19 protein-coding genes and 1 other annotated feature are annotated in these 24,664 nt (G+C 36.9%); of the genes, 1 reads left to right on the top strand and 18 read right to left on the bottom strand.

Annotated features, from left to right (window positions below; all coding sequences use genetic code 11):
• Nucleotides 1–29: 29 nt before the first annotated feature.
• The 3 genes from BBF96_RS09720 to BBF96_RS09730 form a co-directional block, all read right to left on the bottom strand.
• Nucleotides 30–2,063, bottom strand: a complete 2,034-nt coding sequence (locus BBF96_RS09720; protein ID WP_127016966.1) for an alkaline phosphatase family protein — start codon at nucleotides 2,061–2,063, stop codon at nucleotides 30–32.
• Between the two features lie 5 nt (nucleotides 2,064–2,068).
• Entirely contained in the window at nucleotides 2,069–2,341 is a 273-nt protein-coding gene (locus BBF96_RS09725; protein WP_127016967.1) for an IreB family regulatory phosphoprotein, read from the bottom strand.
• Between the two features lie 627 nt (nucleotides 2,342–2,968).
• Nucleotides 2,969–3,442, bottom strand: a complete 474-nt coding sequence (locus BBF96_RS09730) for a ferritin-like domain-containing protein (RefSeq protein WP_205665614.1) — start codon at nucleotides 3,440–3,442, stop codon at nucleotides 2,969–2,971.
• A 559-nt stretch (nucleotides 3,443–4,001) separates the two neighbouring features.
• Between BBF96_RS09730 and BBF96_RS16445 the strand changes: the two genes are divergently transcribed.
• Nucleotides 4,002–4,181: a hypothetical protein gene (locus tag BBF96_RS16445; protein WP_164730995.1), complete on the top strand. Its 180-nt coding sequence runs from the start codon at nucleotides 4,002–4,004 to the stop codon at nucleotides 4,179–4,181.
• A 580-nt stretch (nucleotides 4,182–4,761) separates the two neighbouring features.
• Here BBF96_RS16445 and alaS read toward each other — a convergent pair.
• From alaS to rnhA, 15 genes are all read right to left on the bottom strand, one after another.
• Complete coding sequence (gene alaS / locus BBF96_RS09740; protein ID WP_127018239.1) at nucleotides 4,762–7,383, bottom strand: alanine--tRNA ligase; 2,622 nt, start codon at nucleotides 7,381–7,383, stop codon at nucleotides 4,762–4,764.
• A 410-nt stretch (nucleotides 7,384–7,793) separates the two neighbouring features.
• Entirely contained in the window at nucleotides 7,794–8,822 is a 1,029-nt protein-coding gene (locus BBF96_RS09745) for an AI-2E family transporter (protein WP_236777932.1), read from the bottom strand.
• A 10-nt stretch (nucleotides 8,823–8,832) separates the two neighbouring features.
• On the bottom strand, nucleotides 8,833–9,126 hold the full coding sequence (locus BBF96_RS09750) for a hypothetical protein (RefSeq protein WP_127016970.1): 294 nt from the start codon (nucleotides 9,124–9,126) through the stop codon (nucleotides 8,833–8,835).
• A 25-nt stretch (nucleotides 9,127–9,151) separates the two neighbouring features.
• Nucleotides 9,152–9,676: a DUF4126 domain-containing protein gene (locus BBF96_RS09755; RefSeq protein ID WP_127016971.1), complete on the bottom strand. Its 525-nt coding sequence runs from the start codon at nucleotides 9,674–9,676 to the stop codon at nucleotides 9,152–9,154.
• A gap of 185 nt (nucleotides 9,677–9,861) precedes the next feature.
• On the bottom strand, nucleotides 9,862–11,106 hold the full coding sequence (locus BBF96_RS09760) for an MFS transporter (RefSeq protein WP_127016972.1): 1,245 nt from the start codon (nucleotides 11,104–11,106) through the stop codon (nucleotides 9,862–9,864).
• Nucleotides 11,107–11,506: 400 nt separating this feature from the next.
• Nucleotides 11,507–11,710 (bottom strand): hypothetical protein, encoded by a 204-nt coding sequence (locus tag BBF96_RS09765; protein ID WP_127016973.1) that lies wholly within the window; start codon nucleotides 11,708–11,710, stop codon nucleotides 11,507–11,509.
• 326 nt (nucleotides 11,711–12,036) lie between these two features.
• Complete coding sequence (locus BBF96_RS09770; RefSeq protein WP_127016974.1) at nucleotides 12,037–14,310, bottom strand: xanthine dehydrogenase family protein molybdopterin-binding subunit; 2,274 nt, start codon at nucleotides 14,308–14,310, stop codon at nucleotides 12,037–12,039.
• Complete coding sequence (locus tag BBF96_RS09775; RefSeq protein ID WP_127016975.1) at nucleotides 14,307–14,798, bottom strand: (2Fe-2S)-binding protein; 492 nt, start codon at nucleotides 14,796–14,798, stop codon at nucleotides 14,307–14,309. Before BBF96_RS09775 ends, BBF96_RS09770 begins: the two co-directional genes overlap by 4 nt.
• Before the next feature lie 13 nt (nucleotides 14,799–14,811).
• Nucleotides 14,812–15,654 (bottom strand): FAD binding domain-containing protein, encoded by an 843-nt coding sequence (locus tag BBF96_RS09780; protein ID WP_127016976.1) that lies wholly within the window; start codon nucleotides 15,652–15,654, stop codon nucleotides 14,812–14,814.
• Between the two features lie 227 nt (nucleotides 15,655–15,881).
• Nucleotides 15,882–16,745 carry a protease modulator HflC gene (hflC, locus tag BBF96_RS09785; protein WP_127016977.1) on the bottom strand — a complete coding sequence of 288 codons (864 nt, stop codon included), beginning with the start codon at nucleotides 16,743–16,745 and terminating at the stop codon, nucleotides 15,882–15,884.
• The gene (gene hflK, locus BBF96_RS09790) at nucleotides 16,745–17,788 is read right to left on the bottom strand and encodes an FtsH protease activity modulator HflK (protein WP_205665616.1); all 1,044 of its coding nucleotides are present in this window, start codon (nucleotides 17,786–17,788) and stop codon (nucleotides 16,745–16,747) included. Before hflK ends, hflC begins: the two co-directional genes overlap by 1 nt.
• A 101-nt stretch (nucleotides 17,789–17,889) precedes the next feature.
• Nucleotides 17,890–20,325, bottom strand: a complete 2,436-nt coding sequence (leuS, locus tag BBF96_RS09795; RefSeq protein ID WP_127016978.1) for a leucine--tRNA ligase — start codon at nucleotides 20,323–20,325, stop codon at nucleotides 17,890–17,892.
• Between the two features lie 66 nt (nucleotides 20,326–20,391).
• Nucleotides 20,392–20,626: a binding site (T-box leader), on the bottom strand.
• Between the two features lie 315 nt (nucleotides 20,627–20,941).
• Nucleotides 20,942–22,153: a purple acid phosphatase family protein gene (locus BBF96_RS09800; protein WP_164730996.1), complete on the bottom strand. Its 1,212-nt coding sequence runs from the start codon at nucleotides 22,151–22,153 to the stop codon at nucleotides 20,942–20,944.
• 502 nt (nucleotides 22,154–22,655) lie between these two features.
• Nucleotides 22,656–23,576 carry a class I SAM-dependent methyltransferase gene (locus tag BBF96_RS09805; RefSeq protein ID WP_127016980.1) on the bottom strand — a complete coding sequence of 307 codons (921 nt, stop codon included), beginning with the start codon at nucleotides 23,574–23,576 and terminating at the stop codon, nucleotides 22,656–22,658.
• 415 nt (nucleotides 23,577–23,991) lie between these two features.
• On the bottom strand, nucleotides 23,992–24,471 hold the full coding sequence (gene rnhA, locus BBF96_RS09810; protein ID WP_127016981.1) for a ribonuclease HI: 480 nt from the start codon (nucleotides 24,469–24,471) through the stop codon (nucleotides 23,992–23,994).
• Nucleotides 24,472–24,664: the final 193 nt, after the last annotated feature.

Below are 24,664 nucleotides of genomic sequence, written 5' to 3' on the forward strand. Positions count from 1 at the left end.
TTTTTTATATTTTTCAGAAAAAAATTTCTCTAAACCTGATTAAGCTGCAGTTTATACAATACTAAATAAATTAAAGGGTGGACAGCAAAAAAGAGTAAAGTCGCAGCAGCTACCACTCCTGAGTCATTGACCATCATCGTAACCAAACTCCCTAAAATTATTCCAATAAACCCCAGAGAGAAATATGGTAAGTCTTTAATTAGTTCATAGAGCACACCCATCGGACGTTTGAAAAGAAGAGCAAGAACGATGATAAATGTCAATAAAACCCTACTCCAGATAGTCCAGCGCAAAAGTTTTAGATTCATACTCAGTTTTCTTGAAATAATAGCAAAAAGCGCAGGAATTCCCTGACTTTTAAGCAGACGAATTGTCTGTCCAAAATGGGTACGTTCCCCTGTCCAACTATATGTATCACTTATGATAACTATGCCAAAAAATAAAATAATTACTCCAACTGAGATGAGAAGAATTTTGATTCGTTTTTCTTTTTCAAAAAGCAAAATATAGCTAAAGGTAAAGGCAATACTGGCAGTAATAGCCCCTCCAAAATTGGCCCCCAATGTTGGAAAACCTATCAGCATCATTACACCGGCAAAAATGTAAGGAGTAAGAACCAATCTTCGTTCCTTAAGTAAACGAAAACGATCAAGAAGTCCGGTCCAACCAATCAGGGTACCTCCAATCAGAATTCCCATAAATTCATTACCAATTCCATAAAATCTGGCTCCAATGATAGGGCAGTATCCAAGTAAAGAACTGGCTATCCAGGGAGTATCTCTTAAAATATCAAAGATCAAAAGCAAAACGGTAACTATAGCAATTAAGATAACATGAAAAACGGGATCTTTAATAAATCTTTGTAAAAGCCAGGTTATAAATGCCAGCAGTACAAGAAAAAGAATCAAATAAATCCTGAAATCAGGAATTCGATATGGTGAGAGGAGTAAAAAGAATGCGGGAATCAACATTATACTCAAAAACAGATTAATGATAATCTTCCACCAGAAATCGGGAATAAATTTTCGTCCAAAAAATGTAAAGACAGCCAATAAAAGAAGTATAATCTGGAATAAAATAAATCCCTTTATAAACCAGGGCCGCCATATTGACGTCCGATATATCTGCTCATTTAAATTTAAAAGTCGGGTCAACCCACCATGAACTGTCGGAATTGAATAAATCGGTCTTCCCATCATTACTGAAGGAGTCGGAATATGAAAATGTTTTAGAATGGTAGGAGCAAGATCAGAGATGGTAACTAATTCCGGGCGCTTAGTTGTTCCTGTAGTCAATACTCCAATCCCGTCACCAGCACCGGTAAGAAGTACCCAGGAGAGTTTGGCCCCCCTTTTAACCTCATAGGGATCAGGAGTAGGGGCTACTATCATCAACTTATCCCTACTTAAGTCCAATTTCTCTTTTATTCTCTTAAGCAACCAGTCAAAACGGGCCAGGGTTTCTTTAATAAGAATATTATCTTCTGGAAATATTTTCTCTTTAACACCTGTTTTAATACGTGCAATATCGCCGATCTCTAAAATGATCAGATCATATTCAGAATATGCTTCCATAAAGAGATGGGCCAGTTTTTTATAATCAGTCCGAAATTTCCCTGGAAAAAAGGAGTCTCTTAAAAGTATTTTTTTACTTACATCACCAAAAAAAAAGTGACCACTGTTATCCATAACAATGGTCACCACCTGTCTTCTCTCTTCAGTTCCAAAATCGCTGTTGCCAAAAACAGTAGCCCTATAATGATTTTCTTTAAGTAACTGACCTAACATCCCCGGAACAGCTCCATATTTTTTGCCCCGGCTTCCTGCGCCAAAGGCCAGATATGTATAAACTGGATTAATCCCCTGGTCAGTACGAACATTCATCAAAGCCTGGGCACTTTCATTGAAAAGCTCAATTAATTCACTGCCTCCATACTGGCTAATCTCTTTTAATGAGAGCTGGTCTAAGAGCAAAACAACAAACTTACCAGGCTTTTCAGCCAGACCAACACTATCGATAAAAAAAAGACTTACAAGCAACGTTAAAATCCATACCTTTTTCATTCACTTCACTCCATATTCTTCTCCAGATAACTACGTACCAATTCTTCAATCAATTCATCCCGTTCAAGACTCCGGATTAAACTCCGGGCATTCTTATAACTGGTAATATATGCAGGATCACCAGAGAGAATATATCCAACAATCTGGTTAATTGGATTATATCCTTTTTCTTTTAAAGCATTAAAAACCTGTTTTAAAACACGACCAACTTCACTGACTTCCTCATCCTTTTTAACTTTAAACATCATTGTCTGGTCTTGCTTATAATTATTATTCATATGAATCCCACCTTTTAAAGTTCTAAAATTTAGTCTCCCTTTTTTATATATTCGCTATTCATCGCCAGATACCTTTATCTCTATTATCTTTACTAATTATACCATTTATCAAGCTATTCTGCAAAGGGGTTTTTAGCACTGTCTTTATTATCTTTATTTTATTAATTATCAAACTGCAAAAAGCAAATTTTTTACTTAAAAAGAAATTTTTTTAAACCATCTAACTTTCGCTTTCAGTCGAAATAAGGCACACTAACCAACGGGCCTTCTTGGCACTTGATTAGCTAATCAATCCTCATATGAGGCCTTATTTCGATTAAAATCTCACTAAGATGGTTTAACGAAAAATTTCTATGTCGCTCAAAATTAGCTTTTTATAGTTTAATCATTAATTAGTTATTTTCCTCCATTTACCTGCGGATAAATGCCAAGTTAAATTCTGAGAAATTATGCAAAATTTTTTATAAAAATTTATTCTCTGAGACCAAAGCTATTATACAATATTTCTACATAATCTACACAACGTATTTATTCCAATAATGTTAATATTTTGACTAAACTAAATCAAAAATTTTGAGAAAAAAGCTTACAAAAAACCTCACCCTGTTTAGAGTGAGGTTAAATCTCTTATTTATACATATTGGAAATAATCAGATGTTCTGATTCAACTTCCGAAAGGGCCCGGAAAACTTCCTGTACACGCGGTTCTCTGGCTTCTCTGGCGGCCTGAAGATAATACTTGATGGCCCGGTGCTCTCGACGGTGGGCTTCAGTAAACTTATAGGCATCTGCTTCGGGAGCTTCTACCTCAGAGATCTCAGGCTCTTCAATTCTCAAAAGATCCGCAAATACTTCTGCGTGTTCTAATTCCTGCTTGGAGAGTCGTTTAAAGATGGCCTGCGTAATTTGAGTCTCAGCAGCCTTTGCACAGGCTTTATAAAAACTTGCATTATCAATCTCTAAACTCAGAGCTTTCTTCAATAAAGCTCTACTTCTTTCCGAAATCTTCAGACCAACATAGTCAATCCACTCTGCTGCAGGTACTAGATTTTTTCCTGCAGCACCACAGAAGGGACACCTATCTGTAGGATTAGCCCCCAAATAGGTCTCTCCACAAATTTAACAGCGAAATGGTTTCATTAACATCAACTCCTTTATTATTAGTAATTCATCCTTACCCATATTCACATAAAGGACTTTTTAATTTAAAATATATGTAAGATTTTACTGTAAAAGCTAATTTTCCTAACCATCTAAAGTTCAATTTCAGTCGAAATAAGGCGCACTAATCAATGGGCCCTTCCGGCCCTTAGAACTAGCCCATCACATCCTGTAATGAGGCCTTATTTCGACTGAAATCTCACTAAGATAGTTAAACGTAAAATTTCTATGTCGCTTAAAATTAGCTCTTTGCAGTTTAATCATGTAAGTGCTTAAAAAATTTTGAGCAATTATAATACTATAAATATAAATGTTGTATTTAAGATTAATATCTGGATTTGATAATCAAATTCTAATTTTCCAGTAGTACCTGGAAAAGGAGGATTATTTATAAATGAAGAGAATATCATTTAGTAATTACTACTTCTACTGGTTAAAATTTATTCTACCACAGGCACCATTATGTCAAATACGAAACCTGGTAATAGGTGGTTATTCAATGAAACGCCTTTATCTTGTCAGTTTCATAATAATTTTTGTTTTTATCAGTATTGGTATATCAATATATTCAGCAAATACTTCAAAACAAGCAGTAAAAGAAAAAATAATTGATTTAAGTACCTCAATCAGATCAGTTGTTCAAAATGAAGATAAGCTATCCACGCGAAATGACTTTTGATGATCAAATTTTAACCGTAACATATGATCAAGCAGTCCTTTCTCATGATTTTGCTAAAAATCAAATTTATACTAAATTTGAAAGAGAAAATCTCTTACAATATATATTAAGTTATGCAGAAACAGGAAATAGAAAATTTGCATTAATAATAAAACTGTAAATATAGTTCAAATAAAAAATAATAGAAACTGTAGAACTGATAAATGACGAATTTAGTAGATTAATAATCCATAATAACTATCTTTATATATTTCTTAAAAATAAAATCTATGTTTTTAAGATCTAATTATCTTTGGTTAAACTGCAAAAAGCTAATTTTTCACTTCTTGAGAAATTTTTCGAATCATCTAAAGCTCGATTTCCGCCGAAATAAGGCTTCCTAATCAAAGGGCCCTCCTGGCCCTTGATTAGCTCATCACCTCCTGTGATGAGGCCTTATTTCGTCGGAAATCTCGCTAAGATGATTTGGCGAAAAATTTCTATGTCGCTCAAAATTAGCTTTTTGCAGTATAATCATCATTAATTTAGACGAAAACCAAATAAACCTCACTCCATTTTCAGGAGTGAGGTTTATTGTTAATTACCCCTGCATCACTATCTCTTCAGCTTTCTTTAAAGCCTCACTAATCTTAGCCGGATTTTTACCACCGGCTTGAGCCATATTCGGCCTTCCTCCTCCACCACCACCGGTAATTCTTGCAACCTCACCGATAATTTTACCGGCGTGGAAACGTTTAGTCAGATCATCAGTAACCATGGCAACAAAGAGAACCTTTCCTTTCATATCAGAAGCCAGAACAATAACACCAGAACCCAATCTCTGCTTCAACTCATCACCCATATTCCTTAAAGCACTGGCATCAATACCCTCTACCCTGGCACCCAGGAATTTGACACCATTGATCTCCTTAACCTGATTCAAAATCTCATCAACCTGGGAACCGGCAAGTTTTTGTTTCAAAGCATCGATCTCTTTATCCTTCTCTTTTATTTCAACCACCAGACGTTCCAGACGTTCTACTAATTCATCCGGTTTAGCTTTTACTATTTCAGCAGCTTCTTTTAGAATAGTTTCTCTTCTTGTAACATAATCTAATGCATGGCGACCGGTGAGTGCTTCAATCCGGCGGGTACCAGCAGCAATTCCAGTTTCACTGACGATCTTAAAGAGGCCAATTTCACCACTAGCCTTCAAATGAGTACCTCCACAAAGTTCCATACTATAATCTCCAATGGAAACTACCCGAACATCAGAACCGTATTTCTCATCAAAGAGTGCAATAGCTCCCATCTCTTTAGCTTTTTCGAGAGTGGTAACAGTGGTTTCAATAGGATGATTCTTACGAATCTCTTCATTTACTTTCTCTTCAATAGCCTTAAGTTCATCATCAGTTAAAGCCTGGTAATGAGTAAAGTCAAAACGAAGACGTGTAGGTTCAACTAAAGAACCAGCCTGGTTTACATGGTCTCCTAAAATCTCCTTTAAAGCTTTATGAAGGATATGGGTTGCACTATGGTTTCTCGCAGTATCTTTTCTTAGTACTTCTTCTACTACAGCTTTTACTTTCATACCTACCCTAAGATTACCGTCTTCAACAAGAACTTCACTGAAATTAACTTCTGCAAGTTTACGGGTATTTGTAACAGTAACAGTAATACCTTCACCCTCCAGCCGACCGGTATCACCAACCTGACCACCGCTCTCTGCATAGAATGGAGTCTTCTTCAAAACAACCTGACCTTCTTCCCCGGCTGAAAGGCTATCTACCAACCGACCATCTTTAACTAGAGCAATTACTTCGGTCTCTTCTTCTAATGAAGAATAACCACTAAATTCGGGGATACCTTTTTCTTCACGGATCTTTTTATAAACCTCAGCAGCAGCATCGCCAAAGCCGTACTCTTCTCTAGCTGCCCTGGCCCGTTCTCTCTGCTCTTCCATAGCAGCCTTGAAGCCATCCACATCTACAGTAAATCCTTCTTCCTGAGCTATATCCTGTGTCAAATCCAGTGGGAAACCGTAAGTATCATATAGTTTGAAGGCCTGCTCACCGGTAATCTCATTACTACCAGCTTTCTTTTGTTCAGCCATCATCTGACTTAAAATATGCAAACCTTGATCCAATGTCTCCTGAAAACGTTCTTCTTCAGTCTGAACAATACGGACGACGTGTTCTTCTCTTTCTTTAAGTTCAGGATATCCTTCTTCCATCATATTAACAACTACAGGAACCAATTTATAAAGGAAAGGTTCAGTTATGCCAAGAATCCGACCCCAGCGGACAGCCCGGCGAAGAATCCGGCGGATGACATAACCACGGCCTTCGTTAGAAGGCATAGCACCATCACTGACAGCAAAGGTGATCGCACGAATATGATCAGCAATTACCCGGTATGCAGTCCGCACTTGCTCATCTTTATTGTAATCAATACCTGTCATCTCATAAACTTTATCTATAACAGGCTTTACCAGATCGGTCTCATAATTTGAGTTTACACCCTGTAAAATGGAAGCTACACGTTCCAAACCCATTCCGGTATCGATATTCTTCTGTGGAAGAGGTAAATACTTACCATCTTCTGTCTGATTATACTGGGTAAATACCAGATTCCATACTTCTAAGTAACGGTCACAGTCACAAAGAACTCCACAATCCGGCTTACCGCAGCCAAATTCCGGGCCGCGATCATAATGAATCTCTGTACATGGACCGCATGGCCCTGTTCCTGTACCTATCTCCCAAAAGTTTTCCTCATCACGTAAAATTTTCTCAGCAGATAGCCCTACCTGCTCATGCCAGATTTTAAAAGCTTCTTCATCCTCAGGATGGATAGTAACCCAGAGCCGCTCTTCCGGCATTTCAAGAACTTCAGTGACAAATTCCCATGCCCATTTAATGGCATCTTCTTTGAAATAATCACCAAAAGAGAAATTACCCAACATTTCAAAAAATGTATGGTGACGGGCAGTACGACCTACATTTTCGATATCATTCGTCCGGATACACTTTTGGGCAGTAGAAATTCTTCTTTTTGGAGGAACAGCTCGTCCATCAAAATATGGCTTTAATGGCGCCATTCCGGCATTGATCCAGAGCAATGTTGGATCATCTTTCGGAACAAGCGAAGCACTGGGTAAAATCAGATGGCCTTTGCTTTCAAAAAAATCCAAAAAAGCTTTACGTAATTCATTACCTGTCATTTTTCTCATCTATCCTACCTCCCCATTCTTTATACTTATCTTAATCTTTCCTTTTCCCAAATTAAAAACCCGTCCATACTGTTAATTTGAACAGCAGGGACGGGGCTTCATCCGTGGTACCACCCTGTTTCACCGGAACCTCACAGAACCGGCCTCGGCAGGTGTATATAACACCATGACAGTTAACGCCTGTCAGACGGTAAAGACTTACTCTCAAAAGATTTCGGTCTACGACTCAAGAAGGGCTTTCAGTTAGCCATGAACAGAGATCCTTCCAGCCTAAGGGATCTCCTCTCTTGGAACTGGGTCTAACTTACTTCACTTCTATCATCGTCTTTAAGAATATTTAATTTCTAACTTATCTCAAATTATATCGAAAAAAACCGGTATCTGTCAAGAGGAATTTTCTTTTACTCAGCTAGCTTTACATAAATAAATTTTAAAATAACTTTGACTACACCAGCAATGGGAACAGCCAATATCATCCCCACAACTCCACCAATCTGCCCTCCGGCAAGGACAGCAAAAATAACTGTTAATGGATGCAAACCTACACTTTCACCCATAATTCTGGGTGAGATTAAACCACTCTCAATTTGCTGAATAACGATAAAAAGAATCACCACTCCTAAAGCCCGAATAGGAGATTTGATGAGAACTATGGCCACTGCTGGAATTGCACCGAGAATTGGGCCCAGATAGGGGATGACATTAAAAGCACCAGCAATAGCACCTAAAACTATGGCAAAATTAACCTTCAAAATTATTAGTCCAATTGTCGTTAAAATCGCAATAAAAATGGCTACAAGAAACTGGCCCCGCATAAAACCACTGAGCACTTTATTAATATCATTCCAGAGTTTAAAAACCTCTCTTTGGTATTTACGGGGAACCCAGCTCTTAACACTTTCAGTCAGAATCTCCAGATCCTTTAAGATATAAAATGCTATAATTGGCGCCATTACCAGACTCATCAAATGAGAGAGAAAGTTAAAGATCAAATCAGTAAGACGATTAAGAAAATCCAGACCTGCCTGTTCTACTTTTTGTAGAGTCTGGTCTGCCACCTGTTTTAAAATGGCAGGCATCTTCACCCGCTGTAAATCCTTACATAATTGATCCAATCGAGTCTGAAGGCTATTTACATAAGTAGGTAGAGTCTGGCTTAAACTATTCAGTTCTTCTACAATTAAAGGAAGTCCAAAAACACCAAAGATAAGACTTATAGTTAAAAGCATACTGAATAGTAAAATAATAGCTCCAACCCGGTTAAAACCGCGTCCCAAAAGTTTTTCAATCATTGGATTAACAAGATAAGCAATCACACCTGCCATAAAAAAAGGAAAAAGAATACCCCTGACCAGATACAAAAAGTAAAAACCGGCCAGGAGTAAAAGGATCAAAATTAATAACTTTTGATATTTTTCCTGTAATTTCATTTTGATCACCTTAAACTCCCTTTTGGCTTAACTCCTCCAATCTTTTCTCTAAAACAGCTACACGCCGGGCAATATTTTCCTTACCATCTTCTCCGGTTTCAGACTTTTCTGGTTGTAATATTTGACGACCTCTATTAATCAAGTTGTTTGCTGTCTCCAATCCTTCCTGAGCCCGTTTTAGCATATGACCACCCTGATTAAAAAATTCTCTAGCCCTATCTCTATATTCGGGCCCCATCAACATACCCGAAATAGTTCCTATCACTGTTCCTACAATAAGACCACGGAAAAAACCGCCCCTCATACAGTTCCTCCTTTCATTTATGCATTTATGCAACCTGTTGTGCAACTTTGATTGTACTATAGATTAACCCGGCAATAACAAGAAGACTAAACCATGGAACTGCAATGGCTATAATAGTCAATACTATGGAAGCTAGATTTTCAATAGTTTGATACTCTAAATGACGAAAATATGGTTGTTCACGCTGAATCCAGGGTTCTAAAGCCAGGCGGGAAAAAATTAAAAAACCAGTAATTAATCCACCCAGAATGATTCCTATAAACGGATTAATTCCTACAGCTGCACTAAAGAGAATTCCACCCACAAGAACTTTGATTGCAATGTAAATAATAGAATGGAGAAAACTTACTCCAGGGAGCTCATCTATCAAAAATTCCACTACCATCAAAATTAGCAAAAATAGTAAAACAGGGGTAGACTGAAGCCACTTCAGGGCTGGAGGAAAATTAACAACTCTGGTAAACGAAGCTAATATCAGCGGAAAAATAGCACGAAAAGCAGCTGCTCCCGCAAGTCCACTTCCTAATCCGATAACCCATAAAATATTCATCAAATCCCTCCAACCTTAACTTTGAAATTGTATCATTCCTTAGTATGTCCCGGTATAGTGAATTTATAACTATCTGATTTAGAGAGTTTCTTCGTTTTACAGCCTAATAAAAACAAAAAAAGCCAGCAAATTTTTGCCGACTTTATTTTAATGATAAATTTTACTCAGTCCTATAATCTTAATCTTTAGTTAGTCCTGATGGAAGTTTTAAAACTTTCTTCGTAAAATGATCGATTATAATATTTACCAGATACAAATCCAAATATAATGCTTAAAAGAATAATACTACTACCCATAATCTTAAATAAAAATAAAACATTCAAAACTTCTAAAGCATAACTTACCATAATATAAGAGATTGGAGTAAGGCATAAACCTAGCATTATGACTATGCTAAATACTCCCGTTCTAATATCTTGAGGTATTATATATTGAAGAAAAACTTCAATAAAAATATCTAAAGAAACAAACACTATTCCTATTAATCCTATCAAAACTTCAGTAATAAAAAAACTTTTACTGAAACCCAATAAACCCAATAAAGCCCCTATTAAAAATGACATATTCAAAATTTTTAACCTATGATTCGCATTTTTGATATATCCACTAATGATACTGGATAAAACCTGTCCTATAACAAAAGCCATCATCAAATAAGAATACTGACTTATATCTCCATGAAATTGCTCAACCAATTTCGTTAATATAATATTCATTGGAATAAAATAAAAATTCAAAAAACTATAAAGTACAACTATAGATAATATAAACTTATTATTAAATAATAATCTTAATATGTTAATATATTGTTCCTTAATCTTTAGCATTGTTTTCTTATTATTCACTATACTTCTTTTTAATTTTACCTTAAGATTGCAAAACAATATAGCTGCTACAATAAACGAACTTCCATCCAAAACAAAAGCATATAATAATCTTATTTTTTCAATGATTATAGCTGCTAAACCAAATCCCAGGAAATGTGTTATCTTTTTACTAAATTCCATCATGGATACAGCTTTATTTATATTTGTATTTTCCACTAAATCCGGAATTATAGATTTTCTAATTGGATTATAAAATGAACTTAATATAGACATAGCAGTTATAATTAAAAAAATATATATGATATTAATACGGTCAATAAACATCAAAAAAGGTATTATCAATCCGACTATTCCCTGAAAAAAACCAAAAGTTATGAGTCCCTTTTTACGCCCATATAAATCCATCACCACTCCAGAAAATGAATTAAAAATAATAGCCGGAATATAAAAAAATAACATACTTAGCCCCATAGACAAGGCTGAACCTGTAAGCTCTTTTATTAACCATATTATTGCTATTTGTGAAAATGAATTTCCTAAATTAGAAATTGTTTCTCCCAACCATAAGATCCTGAAGTTTGAATTTTTCAGTAATATATTCATTTTTTAATCCTCCTTACAGATTGAATGGATTTTTTAAGTTATATTAAACTTTATTTTAGATCTATCATAAATTAGGCTCAAATTCACTTTAATATCCAAACAGCCATTACACATATGTATTTAATATGTATTTATTACATCTTCTTTGGAAAGTATTTTAATCTAATGAAAAATGATTTTTGTCTTTTTATTTCATTTATTATAACATTATTCTCCAAATCTGTGAAGAGAAAAATTTGGTATTAATTAACTAGACTATGAAACGAATTTGATTATCATCAACAACATCTATCTTTCAAGTTGTGCACTATCTATAAAAAATAATATTAAAAAAAATAGAAGTCAGCAATAGCATGCTGACTTTTATCATTAGTAGTATAGATTTTTATAAATTCATGACTTATTTACTCCAGAACCACATTATATAACCGCAATTTTCACAAATATAGTTATCAGCTTCTTTATTGGCCCAATCAAAACCCAAAAAGGTTACTCCAGGAGTATTCATGAGAGTTTTACGTGTCCAGAAACGTTCATGACCACATATTGGACAAACAAGTTTATAACCTTTTACTTCATATTTTTTAGCTTTCCTTTTATCCATTGTTCTATTCCCCCCTTAAGTAAAGAATTATTGTTCTTTAAAATAAAAATAGAAAAGTTTTAAAGCCGCTTCATTTCTTTAAAGATCGGCCATCACCTGGATAGTTTTTTTAATTAACCAGAATATTTCCCTGAACTGCAAAATTTGGCCATGTGATTCCGCCTGGCCATTCAAAACAATCTTCTCCTGTATTTCCCTACCTGGCAGAAATTATCATTTTAATAATTCATTATTTAAAATAAATTTTCCTGCATCTAGAGAATATTTTTAAAATTTAAACTCATTAAAAAAGAGAGGCGGTTTGTAACCCACCTCCCCCTTTTAATCTATTCCTTCTCCTTTAAAGCAGCCAACAGCTTCTCAGGAGTGATTGGTAGTTCCTTAATCCGTACTCCTACTGCATCATAAATGGCATTAGCAATGGCTGCAGCAGTGGCAACCAATCCCGATTCACCAATACTTTTACACCCATAGGCCCCGGTCTTAGAAGATGCTTCGACAATAATTGAATCAATCTCCGGCATATCCATAGAAGTTAATAATTTATAATCAGAAAAGTTAGCATTCAATGGGCGACCATCAGATGCATAAAGCATGGTCTCAGTCAAAGCATACCCGATACCCTGCTGAAGTGCTCCTTCAATCTGCCCTTCCACAGATGGTGGATGAATAGCAGTACCGGCATCATGAGCAGCAGCAACCTTTAATACATCTACTTTCCCTGTCTCAATATCCACTTCTACTTCAGCAAACTGAACAGCATATACAGGCGGATTTCCTGGCGGCTCGGTGCTTGCCATACCCATAATTTGATGACCGTGTTTACCAAAATGAGCTTCTTTAGAAACTTCTGCAATTGTCAAACGGCGTTTTGGATCTTCTTTATGATATACATAACCATCTTTAGTATCTAATTCATCAGGTTTGCAATTCATCATCTCTGCTGCTATCTTCAACACTCCAGACTTGGCCTGTTCTGCCGCTTTTTTAACAGCATAACCACCAGAATAAATCTGGCGACTGGCATGACTTCCAATATCAAAGGGAGCTGTATCCGTATCTGCAGTCTGGGTAATAATTACATCTTCATAACGTACACCCAGTGTCTCAGCAGCAATCTGGGTCAAAGCAGTAGCTGAACCCGTACCAACATCTGAACAGGAATAAATCAAATTAACCGATCCGTCTTCATTTATTTTCACTACAGCAGAAGAAATCTCATGCAGCATGGGGCGTGCACCACTTACATGCATCATATAACCAAAACCCACACCCCGGCGTTTTGTCCCGGTCTCTTCTTTCTTTTTCTTCCGTTTCTCTTCCCAGCCGATACTTATAGCTGCTCGCTTCATACATTCCTCTAAGCCACAACTTTCAATGGGCATCTGACTCCAAAGCCAGGTCTCTCCTTTACATGGATGGTTTTTGAGCCTGATCTCTATTGGATCCAACCCCAATTCCCTTGCAATCTGATCAATCTGAGATTCTACCGCAAAAGTAGCCTGTGGATTACCATAACCGCGAAAAGCACCACAGGGGGGAGTATTGGTATAGACAGTATATCCTTCAAACTGAATGGCTGGTGTCTTGTACATTCCTATAAACCATCCACCCAATACCGCGGTCAATGATGGCCCGTGTGTAGCATAGGCTCCAGTATCCACAATAGCTTTCATATATCTCGCTGTAAATGTACCATCTTTTTTAACCCCTGTTTTTAAAGTCATGATTGCAGGATGCCGCGATTCGGTAAAAAAGGATTCGTGACGATCATATACTAACTTAACTGGACGACCAGCTTTTTTAGCAAGAAGTGCCACGATGGGCTCATTTACAACTCCCAACCTACTACCAAAGGCTCCACCGACATATGGTTTGATGATCTGAATATCACGGATGGGCATGCCCAGACTTTTAGCAGTAATACTCCGTACCAGATGAGGCATCTGGGTCGAAGTATAAATCCTAATCCGGCCATTAACATCAATTTCAGCCAGTGCTGCTCCACACGGTTCCATTGAACACTGATATACTTTTTGAGTACGATATGTATCTTCAAAGATATAATCAGCTTCGGCAAATCCTTTCTCAAGATCTCCTATAACCATAGGAATGCGACCGCAAATATTATCCTTACTCCGTTCATCATGAATCAATACATCCTTATTTTCAAAAGCCTCTAGACCGTCCAAAATTACCGGCAGCGGTTCATATTCCACTTCGATTAATTCCAGAGCTTCTCTGGCTGTATCCTCATCCACAGCAGCAACAGCAGCAATGGGATCACCTACAAATCGTGCTTTATCGGCCAGTATATATTGATCTTCTAATAGGATTGCTCCCTCAGATGGTGGAAAACCGGCTGTATTGAAGGGGATTTTGGGAGTATCTTTAAAAGTTACAACGACTTTAACACCAGGTAATGCTTCGGCTTTACTCGTATCAATCTTCAAAATTCTAGCATGACCATAGGGACTTCTTAAGACCTTACCAATTAACATATCCTTAACAACCAGATCATCTACATATCTGGCTTCCCCGGTCACCTTAACTTTGGCATCAACTTTAATCTCTCGTTTTCCGATTGTAGAATATTTCATTCATTTTCCGCCCCCTTCACCTTAAGATACTCACCGGCCTTAATAATCGCTTCAACAATTTTTTTATAACCGGTACAGCGGCACAGATTTCCAGAAATTGCTTCACGTACTTCTACTTCGGTAGGAGTTGGATTCTGATCCAGAAGGGCTTTAGCCGTCAAAACCATACCTGGAGTACAGAATCCGCATTGAATTGCTCCCACTTCAACAAATGCCTGTTGAATCGGATGTAAGTCACCATTATTACCTTTAAGCCCCTCTATAGTCAGAATTTCTTTTCCGTTGGCATCTACAGCCAGTACCATACATGAATTCACAGGTTTGCCATCCATCAGGACAGTACAGGCGCCACAATCTCCCTCATCACAACCTTTTTTAGTTCCCGTAAGATTAAGTTCCTGGCGAATCATATCAAGGAGAGTCATATTAGCAGGAACAGATAATTCTATCTTCTCACCATTAATCACAAATTGAATCGGTATCTTCATTCCTACTCCCTCCTTATACCGATTGGGCTAAAGTAATAGCCCGTTTTACCAATACTTGAATAACTTCTCTACGATACCAATCTGTCGAACGTTGATCTGTAATAGGTGAAACAGTTTCTTTAACCAACTGGCTTAACCTATTCAAATTAGCATTATTGATTTCAGTAAACCAATCCAATTCAGTAATAAGCAGCGGTTTTGGCGCTACCGCCCCCAATGCAACTTTTAAATCTGATATTTTACTATCATCGTTCAGATAACTGACTGCACAATTAGCTACTGCAATTTCATGAGCTTTCCGTTTTCCTTCCTTAAGAAAGTAACTTTTCATTTGTGCGGAAGGCATTGGTATAAAAATCGAAATTACCAGTTCACCCTGCTTTAGTATGGTCTGACCTGGACCAACAAAGAAATCCTTCAATTCCACATACCGTTCTTCATTTCCCATTCTAATCTTTACCTTTGCATCATAGACCAATAATGCAGGAACCAGATCAGCAGCAGGTGAGGCATTACAAACATTACCCACTACAGTAGCCAGATTCCTGATCAAAGGAGAACTATGGGCTTTAGCACTTTGGATGAGAGCCGGATATTTCTCTTGTATAACAGAATTTTTGATCAAATCAGCAATTTTTACCAGAGCACCAATCTCCAGACCTTTTTCATCCAGTGAAAGAAAATTCAACTCCTGAATCTGTTTTAAATTAACTACATTTTTAGGACTAGACTGCCCACGCTTCCACTTAACTAACAAATCTGTTCCACCTGCTAACAATTGATAATCTTTTTCCCGAGCCAAAAGATCCAACAATTCTTTAAGTGTAGTAGGTTGAGAAAATTCAAAATTTTTCAATTATTTCACCTCCAATTAATTGTCTTTAGACAAATTTAGACAAAATTAAACAAATAACAACATACCCCTCCTTTCCTTATTATTTCCAGTAATTTTAGGTATTTTATTTATTCTCTGTTTTTAAATTTTTTCCTGCATATTTTTATTTTTTTTAATCATTAATATAAAAAACCCGTCTTTTCAGACGGGATTAATTTTGATCCTGATACAACTGTGCACTTTCAATTTTATTTATTTTCATAAATATTTTCTAAATATTTAAGAAAATCCGAGTTATTATCTAAAATAATAGTTGTATCTTTATCTAAAGCTTTTTCGTAGGTTTCAAGGGTTTTTAGGAACTGATAAAATTCAGGATCTTTATTGTATGCCTCAGCATAAATTTGAAGCGCTTCTGCATCTCCTTCTCCCCTAATTTCCTGAGCCCGCTGCTGGGCTTCAGCAAGAATAATCTGCTGTTCTTTGTCAGCTTCAGAAATGATACGGTTAGCTTCTTCTTCCCCTTCAGCCCGATAACGATTGGCTTCCTGCTGACGGCTGGCCTTCATTCTGGCATAAACGGAGGATGCGTTTTCTGGCGGCAGGTCTGCCCTTTTAATCCGCACATCTACTATCTCAATTCCCAAACTGGCAGCTTTCAAATTACTCTCCTGTGTAACAACTTCCATAATCTGCTGACGTTTCGGTGAGATAATCTCATCTAAGGTATATTTACCCAACTGAGCCCGCATCTCTGAATAAATGATATCATCCAACTTGGCTTGAACGGCATTAATAGCACCAGCTGTCTGATAAAAGAGGAGAGGATCTTTAATTCGCCAGCGGGCATAATTATCAACCACCAGGTTTTTCCCATCACGGGTATAAATAACTTCTGGGTCAACATCATATTCCAAAAGTCGCTTTTCAAAAATTCGTACCTGCTGGATAAAAGGAATCTTCCACTTTAAACCAGGTGTGGTAATAGTGCGAATAGGCTTACCTAATTGGGTAATAACTGCCTGTTCGGTTTCATCTAAAATGAAGATACAGGTATTGGCAATAAAAATAAACAGCACAAAAAAGAGTAGGGTCAATGTAATTTTACGCATTATTTTTCTCCTCCTTTCTCCTGATTGAGGTTGAGGAGTTTTAAGACTCCAGCACTATCTTCTGGAATAATAATTTTATTTAATCCTGGCAGGACTTTTTCCATAGTTTCTAAATACAATCTAATTCGGGTTACATCTTCCCCCATCTTATAGCGGGTTAAAATCTGCTCAAATCTGGCCACATCACCTTTTGCCTGAGCAATCCGGGCAGCTTTATAGGCTTCAGCTTCATTAATAATTTTGGCTGCTTCTCCCCGGGCTTTAGGAATAATTTGATTTTTATAAGCTAATGCTTCATTAATCTTCTTTTGTTTATCCTCTTTTGCACTGGCTACATCACGGTAAGCCTCCTCCACCTCAGGTGGAACACTTACATCCTGTAAAAGAAAACCTACAACCATAATCCCGGTCTCATATTTATCCAGAATTTCCTGTAAAAGTTGACGGGTTTTAGCCTGAATTGCTGCCTTTTCAGAAGTTAAAATATCATTGATAGTGTTTAGACCTACAATCTGGCGTAAAGCAGCCTCAGCAGCATCTTTAACTGTATTTTCTGGATTCTGAACCTTAAAGATAAAATCAGCAGCATTTTTGATTTTATACAGTACTGTTGCTTCAACAGATACAATTGAGAGATCTCCTGTCAGCATTAGTGCTTCTTCTGGCATATCCTGATACCTGGCATCAGGTGCTGGCTTAATAGTACGGTATCCAATCTCAACCCGACGCACATCAGTAACATTAACAATATTAACACTTTCAAAGGGATAGGGCAGATGATAGTGTAAACCTGGCCCCGTTATGGACAAAAACTTACCGAACCGGGTAACTACTCCTACTTCTTTGGGCTCAACAGTATAAAAACCGGTAATCATATACATTACCAACAGTACCAATAAGATCAATCCCAGGGGTATTTTATATAACAGACTATAGTTAAATCCTTTCTTGACTGTGGAATTGTTTCCACTACTACTTTTAACACCTACCTCAACAGATTGCTCTTTATTTTTACCAAACAATTCATCAAAAAAATCGCTCATTATTCCACCTCCATATTCAAGAATTTTAATTCAATTTTGTTGAACAATTCTAAATGAGTAAAACGGGTTGAAAACATTAAATTCCAACCCGTTTATCTATTTTAACCCTTCACTACAATATTTACAATCTTCTTCGGTACATAAATCTCCTTAACTATAGTCTTACCTTCAATATGCTTCTGCACATTGGAGAGTTCTTTTGCTTTAGTAAGGATTTCTTCTTTTGATGCATTAACATCAATTACCAATGTATCACGTACTTTACCATTAACCTGTATAGGGAGCTCCATCTCCTGTGTAACCAGCATCTCTGGATCGTATTCCGGCCATTTTTCAGTAAAGATACTTTCATTATGACCCAGAATTTCCCACAATTCCTCACTTAAATGTGGAGTAAACGGTGCTAAGAGCAATACTAAAGTCTCTATAGAAGCCCGGTCAACACCAGTTTCCCTTTGTTTGCTTAAGAAATTAACATAGGACATGAAAGCACTTACAGCGGTATTCAACTTCATCTCTTCGATTCTCTCAGTTACATCTTTGATCAAACCGTGACGGGCACGTTCTAACTCTTTAGTAGGTTCAATAAATTTACCTTCTTCCACAATCTCAGTGATTAGATTCCAGGTCCGGTTTAAGAAACGGGCTACACCTTCAAATCCCTGGTCACTCCACTCTACATCCACTTCAGGTGGACCAATAAAGAGTTCATAGAGGCGGATAGCGTCACGACCGTATTTTTCTATCAGTTCATCAGGGCTTACCACATTACCCTTAGATTTACTCATCTTGGCACCATCTTTATAGATCATACCCTGATTGAAGAGACGTTTAAATGGTTCTTTAAAATCTACTACACCGATATCATAAAGGAATTTGGTAAAGAAACGTGCATAAAGTAGATGCAGAATTGCATGTTCCACACCACCTACATAAAGGTCAACCGGCATCCACTTTTTCATTGCTTTTTTACTAAACGGCTCCTCGGTATTGTGAGGATCAGGATAACGCAGGAAGTACCAGGAAGATCCAGCCCATTGAGGCATGGTATCAGTTTCACGTTTAGCAGGCCCACCACATTCAGGACAGGTGGTATTAACCCATTCTTCAATGGCAGCTAATGGTGATTCACCTGTACCAGTTGGTTCATAACTTTCTACATCAGGTAAACGAACGGGTAATTCTTCCTCAGGAACAGCAACCATTCCACACTTCTCACAGTGAATAATAGGAATCGGTTCCCCCCAATACCGTTGACGGGAGAAAACCCAGTCACGTAACTTATAGTTTACTGTAGCTTTACCAATCCCTCTGTCAGCAAGATATTGGGTGACTTTCTTTTTACCCTCTTCCCAATCAAGTCCTGTAAACTCACCGGAATTAACCATCTTACCTGGCCCGGTATATGCTTCTTTCAAATCTTCAGCTTCGAAAGTTTCCCCATCAGGACGGATAACAACTTTAATAGGTAGGCCAAACTCTTTTGCAAATTCAAAATCCCGCTGATCATGAGCCGGAACAGCCATAATTGCACCAGTTCCATAATCCATCAATACATAGTCAGAAATCCAGATGGGCAATTTCTCACCATTGATAGGATTAATTGCATAAGCACCGGTGAAAACGCCGGTCTTTTTCTTATCTTCAATCATACGCTCAACATTAGACTTTTTCAAAGTCTCATCCACATATTTCTCTACTGAAGTTTTTTGCTCAGGAGTGGTGATTTTTTCTACCACTGGATGTTCAGGAGCAAGAACCATATAGGTAGCACCAAAAAGGGTATCAGGACGGGTGGTAAAAACAGTAATAGTTTCATCATGCCCATCAACTTTGAAAGTAATTTCAGCACCTTCACTCCGACCAATCCAGTTGGTCTGCATCTTTTTAACTTTCTCAGGCCAATCAAGATCTTTTAAATCATCCAGCAACCGCTGAGCATATGCTGTAATCTTCAACATCCACTGTTTCAAATTTTTCTTGGTAATCTCAGCACCACAGCGTTCACAGCAACCATTTACAACCTCTTCATTGGCAAGGCCAGTCTTACATTCGGGGCACCAATTAATAGGCATTTCTTTACGATATGCTAATCCTTTTTTAAACATCTGGACAAAAATCCACTGGGTCCATTTGTAATATTCAGGATCAGTAGTATTAATTTCCCTTGACCAGTCATACATGGCACCAATATCCTTAAGCTGGCGCTTGAAATTCTCTATATTAGTTTTAACTGCTTTAGCTGGGTGAATCTTATTCTGAATAGCATAGTTCTCAGCAGGAAGACCAAAAGCGTCCCATCCCATTGGGTGTAAAACATTATATCCCTGTAAAGTCTTATAACGACTCCAGACATCACTTAATACATATCCGCGCCAGTGACCTACATGGAGCCCGGAACCTGAAGGATATGGAAACATATCAAGACAATAATACTTGGGCCTGGGATCATCATCATTGGCCTGGTGCATTTTTTTTTCTTCCCAATACTTTTGCCATTTGGGTTCAATTTCCTGTGGATTATACTTACGTGCCATTTTACTCATCCTCCTTTAATACCGTTTAAATTTTAAAAACTGTAAAAAATAAAAGTCTTTCATCTCTCAAGAGACGAAAGACTTTGCTTCCGCGGTACCACTCTTGTTGGCAGATTAACCTTCTGCCCACTCATGGCTGTAAATACACAGCTCCAGGATAACGGCCTGTAACCGTTCAGAGCTACTTATTTCACTCTGACAGCTCCAGGGCGAGTTCGCCAATTCAGAAGGCTGCCTTGCACCACCCGGCAGCTCTCTGTACTTCTGAGGATTGACTACTACTCCCCTTCACAGCCTTTTCACTTAATTGATTTTTCTCACATTATAACAGACTTCAAAGTCCTCGTCAAGTATTACCAGGCAAAAAATTTCTTTATGGAATTTAAATATGATTAAACTGCAAAAAGCTAATTTTGAGCGACATAGAAATTTTTCGCTAAACCATCTTAGCGAGATTTCCGACGAAATAAGGCCTCATTACAGGAGGTAATGAGCTAATCAAGGGCCAGGAGGGCCCTTTGATTAGGAAGCTTTATTTCGGCGGAAATCGAGCTTTAGATGGTTCGAAAAATTTCTCAAGGAGCGAAAAATTAGCTTTTTGCAGTTTAACCAAATATTACTCTTCAGGCAGAATATTCTCAATCTCACACTTATCAATAATCTTAAAGTTTTCATTTAAAGTCACATAATCATCTGCTTCTTCATGGGTCTGTACAACCTCCACATAGAGTTTCTCTTCAGTCACCCGTACTCTGGTATATTGAAGAACTGCATCTTCAATGCAAACACTATCTTTTAATCGCGGTTCATATTCCCATATATAGTCAAAAGGTGCACCACCACAACCAGTAACAATATAATTTCGACCACCGCTTAAAACCCGCTCATAAATATGATTATGCCCACTTAAGACCAAATCTACACCGTATTTATCGAAAATGGGAATCCACTCTTTTTGTAACTGAGGATAACGGCTATCTTGATGGGATGAAAATACAGGATGATGAAAAACAGCAATAATCCATTTGGCATCTTTATGTGCTTCTAAATCCTTGATTATCCACTCAGCCTGTTTTTCAACTGCATTGGGCACATTTTCATTCACATACTTGTCCATAATATTGGAATCCAATACGATAAAGTGTACACCTGCATAGTCAAAAGAATACCATTCACTATTGTTTTGACCACCACCGGTCCGGGGTAAAGCCAGGCTATTATAGTAATTATCAGAATTATATTCATGATTTCCAATAGCTGAATAATAGGGCATTGAGGCACCTAACTCCTTAATGGCTTTGGAAAAATCCAGCCATTCATCATTTTCTTTACCATTAGTTACCAGATCACCTACATGAATAACAAACCGGGGATTTGTCTCATCCCGGGCCATCTTATCTGCCAGAAGTTTGTGCTTATCCTGATGAGTTCTGGTATCACCATAGGCCAGAAAAGTAAATTCAATAGGTTTTTCTGGAGCGGTGAAAAAGGAATATACTTTAGTAGCAGGTTGACCATTAACCATAACCTGATAAACATATTGAGTATTGGGCTTAAGACCTTTTAACGAAATTCTAAAGAGAGTACCATGAAAAGTCTCACTCTTACCGCTCCATCCTTTTTTAGCATCATATTCATCCTTGCTGGCATACCTGACATATGTATCCACTTCTTCAACAGTCTTAAAAACCACTTCAATTCCATCAGTAGTTACATTCCCAAGACGGGGATACCAATTAAAGATAGACTCTGCGTAAAGAAAACCAGAGCCTATAACCAGAGTTATAACAATGGCTATAAATGATGTTATTAATAATCTACGTTTCAACATACACTACCTCCTTATGAACTCAAATTGTTATATCTTTTTAAATTCGGTGAAAATCATAAATTCCCTTCTTTTCTTAAAAAATACTTTTCCTTATCACAATCTTTCCTTCACATAATCTATAATTTTACTGTAAAAAGCTAATTTTTCATTTTAAAAGAAATTTTTCGAACCATCGAAATGGGTCTTCCTGGCCCTTTATTAGCTCATCACAGTCTGTGATGAGGCCTTATTTCTCCTTCCATCTCACTAAGATGGTTTAGATTACTCTTTTTTTTGTTAATATTTTCATATCACCCATTATTTTTTAACTTCCTTATAAAATATCTTCTTTTAGCTTCTTCCGTGAATATTCAAAATATGGAAGTATATAAACATATTGAAAAACTGTTTTTAACCGAATTTTCTTTGCCAAATCTTCATTACAAGTTCCATCTTTAAAAAATTGATGTTTCAATAAAGGAGGGGCTAAACAATTGGTACATATCCATTTTTTATTAACTCAAAATTGAGTAATAACCATACTGTTTTTATCCTTTTTTACCGCTTTTAATATCCATGAAATAGTTGATCCTCTTTCATATCCTACTTCATATCCCAACCTTTCAAGATTGCTAATAGCATCTTCTATATTTGTAAAATACTCATCTTCAAATTCTTCCAACATATCAGTTCTATCTTCATTGATAAATCTCTCAATCAATTTATTTTTTTGTTCATCATTTTCAAACATAAAATCACCTATCACTATACATCCCTGAGGTCTTAATACACGATCCATTTCTACAAAAGCTATCTCTTTTTCCTCAGGTGTTAAATGATGAAAAGCAAAGGTTGAAAGAATTCGATCAAAAGAATTATCTGAAAAGGGAATATCACAAAAACTTCCTTTAGTGAGTTGTACAGAAAGCTTTTTTTCTCTGACCTTTTCCATCATCTTTTCTGAAATATCTATTCCAAATATTTTAAGTCCTTCAGGCATCCTCTCAGTAAGTAAGCCAGTTCCTATCCCAATCTCTAAAACTTTCATTCCCTGTTTGAAATCAGCTAATTCTATTACTCTATCAAGAATCTCAAAATAATTTTCGCGAATATAATCATTAATATTAGAACGAACCATCTCATCATAATTTTCTGCCTGAGAATCATGGCATCCCCTTGATTCAAATGCAAATGCCGGTATTGAAGAAATCATTTTCTCCCAATTTACTTCACCGGAACTTTTAATTTCCTTCCACCGAAATATAATATACCCATTAGCAATAGCTACCCATTGACCAACTTCTATCTTAATCTTTTTTTGCATCATAATTGACGAACTTTTAAACTTCCCCGTATCTCCATCCAATAAACGAACTTTATAAAAGTGATCACCCAAAATTTCAACAACTTGACCAGGTCGACATTTTTGTATTTTACTCATATTTACCTCTCCCTTTTCTAAATATTATTAAAATTAAGGGAATTTCAGAATTAGTAAAACCATCAACTATTTTCAATATATTGTGTTAATATCCTCTTAATATACACAATATGTTGACTTGTAATGTTCAAAAATTTAATCATGATTATACTGCAAAAAGCTAATTTTGAGCGACATAGAAATGTTTCGCTAAATCTTTGCGAGATTTCCGACGAAATAAGGCCTCATCACGGGAGGTGATGAGCTAATCAAGGGCCAGAAGGGTCCTTTGATTAGGAAGCCTTATTTCGGCGAAAACTGAGCTTTAAATGGTTCAAAAAATTTTTCAAGAAGCGAAAAATTGGCTTTTTACAGTTTAACCAATTATGAAATTCCCTTAAAATTTTTAAATGTATTTAATGAATCATCATAAAACCTATAAAGTTTTACCTCCCACATCTATGGGCAATCCTTCTTTTTTCAGAGCCTCAGTTGCCAACTCATCACACCTTTCATTTTCCAGATGTCCGCTATGCCCTTTCACCCAAACAAATTCCACTTCATGTTTTTCACACAACTCCAAAAGCCTTTCCCAGAGATCTACATTTAGCGCCCGTTCTTTTTTATTCCGCTTCCATCCATTCTTCTTCCAGCGTTCCACCCAACCTAAAGTCATAGCATCCACCACATATTTTGAATCAGAATAAACCGTAACCTTACACCTCTCCTTCAACATCTCCAACCCCCGAATTACTGCCATAATCTCCATCCGGTTGTTGGTAGTATTCTGATATCCGCCAGAAATCTCTTTACGATGATTTTTATATACTAAAATTGCTCCATAGCCCCCCGGGCCAGGATTTCCAGAACAGGCCCCATCAGTATAAAGCTGAACATGTTTTAGTTGTTTTGACATTATTTTAAATCACTCCTATAATCGTATTAAACTCAACTTTTGGTTATTTCTCAGATATATCAATTTAGTTCTCGCCATATTTGTAAAATCCTTTTGATAAAAATAGAAATAAATAAAAAAGGGGCTGTGGGGCTATCCCAAAAGTAATTGAGGGAATTTCATAATTAAATTTTTAAACATTATAAGTCAACAT

The sequence above is a fragment of the Anoxybacter fermentans genome (assembly GCF_003991135.1).
Taxonomy (GTDB): Bacteria; Bacillota; Halanaerobiia; order DY22613; family DY22613; genus Anoxybacter; species Anoxybacter fermentans.

What these genes read in the sequence shown, in the direction of transcription:
- BBF96_RS09720 (WP_127016966.1), bottom strand. Translation starts at nt 2,063, where the DNA reads ATGAAAAAGGTATGGATTTTAACGTTGCTTGTAAGTCTTTTTTTTATC.
- BBF96_RS09725 (WP_127016967.1), bottom strand. Translation starts at nt 2,341, where the DNA reads ATGAATAATAATTATAAGCAAGACCAGACAATGATGTTTAAAGTTAAA.
- BBF96_RS16445 (WP_164730995.1), top strand. Translation starts at nt 4,002, where the DNA reads ATGAAACGCCTTTATCTTGTCAGTTTCATAATAATTTTTGTTTTTATC.
- alaS (WP_127018239.1), bottom strand. Translation starts at nt 7,383, where the DNA reads ATGACAGGTAATGAATTACGTAAAGCTTTTTTGGATTTTTTTGAAAGC.
- BBF96_RS09745 (WP_236777932.1), bottom strand. Translation starts at nt 8,822, where the DNA reads ATGAAATTACAGGAAAAATATCAAAAGTTATTAATTTTGATCCTTTTA.
- BBF96_RS09750 (WP_127016970.1), bottom strand. Translation starts at nt 9,126, where the DNA reads ATGAGGGGCGGTTTTTTCCGTGGTCTTATTGTAGGAACAGTGATAGGA.
- BBF96_RS09755 (WP_127016971.1), bottom strand. Translation starts at nt 9,676, where the DNA reads ATGAATATTTTATGGGTTATCGGATTAGGAAGTGGACTTGCGGGAGCA.
- BBF96_RS09760 (WP_127016972.1), bottom strand. Translation starts at nt 11,106, where the DNA reads ATGAATATATTACTGAAAAATTCAAACTTCAGGATCTTATGGTTGGGA.
- BBF96_RS09765 (WP_127016973.1), bottom strand. Translation starts at nt 11,710, where the DNA reads ATGGATAAAAGGAAAGCTAAAAAATATGAAGTAAAAGGTTATAAACTT.
- BBF96_RS09770 (WP_127016974.1), bottom strand. Translation starts at nt 14,310, where the DNA reads ATGAAATATTCTACAATCGGAAAACGAGAGATTAAAGTTGATGCCAAA.
- BBF96_RS09775 (WP_127016975.1), bottom strand. Translation starts at nt 14,798, where the DNA reads ATGAAGATACCGATTCAATTTGTGATTAATGGTGAGAAGATAGAATTA.
- hflC (WP_127016977.1), bottom strand. Translation starts at nt 16,745, where the DNA reads ATGCGTAAAATTACATTGACCCTACTCTTTTTTGTGCTGTTTATTTTT.
- hflK (WP_205665616.1), bottom strand. Translation starts at nt 17,788, where the DNA reads ATGAGCGATTTTTTTGATGAATTGTTTGGTAAAAATAAAGAGCAATCT.
- leuS (WP_127016978.1), bottom strand. Translation starts at nt 20,325, where the DNA reads ATGGCACGTAAGTATAATCCACAGGAAATTGAACCCAAATGGCAAAAG.
- BBF96_RS09805 (WP_127016980.1), bottom strand. Translation starts at nt 23,576, where the DNA reads ATGAGTAAAATACAAAAATGTCGACCTGGTCAAGTTGTTGAAATTTTG.
- rnhA (WP_127016981.1), bottom strand. Translation starts at nt 24,471, where the DNA reads ATGTCAAAACAACTAAAACATGTTCAGCTTTATACTGATGGGGCCTGT.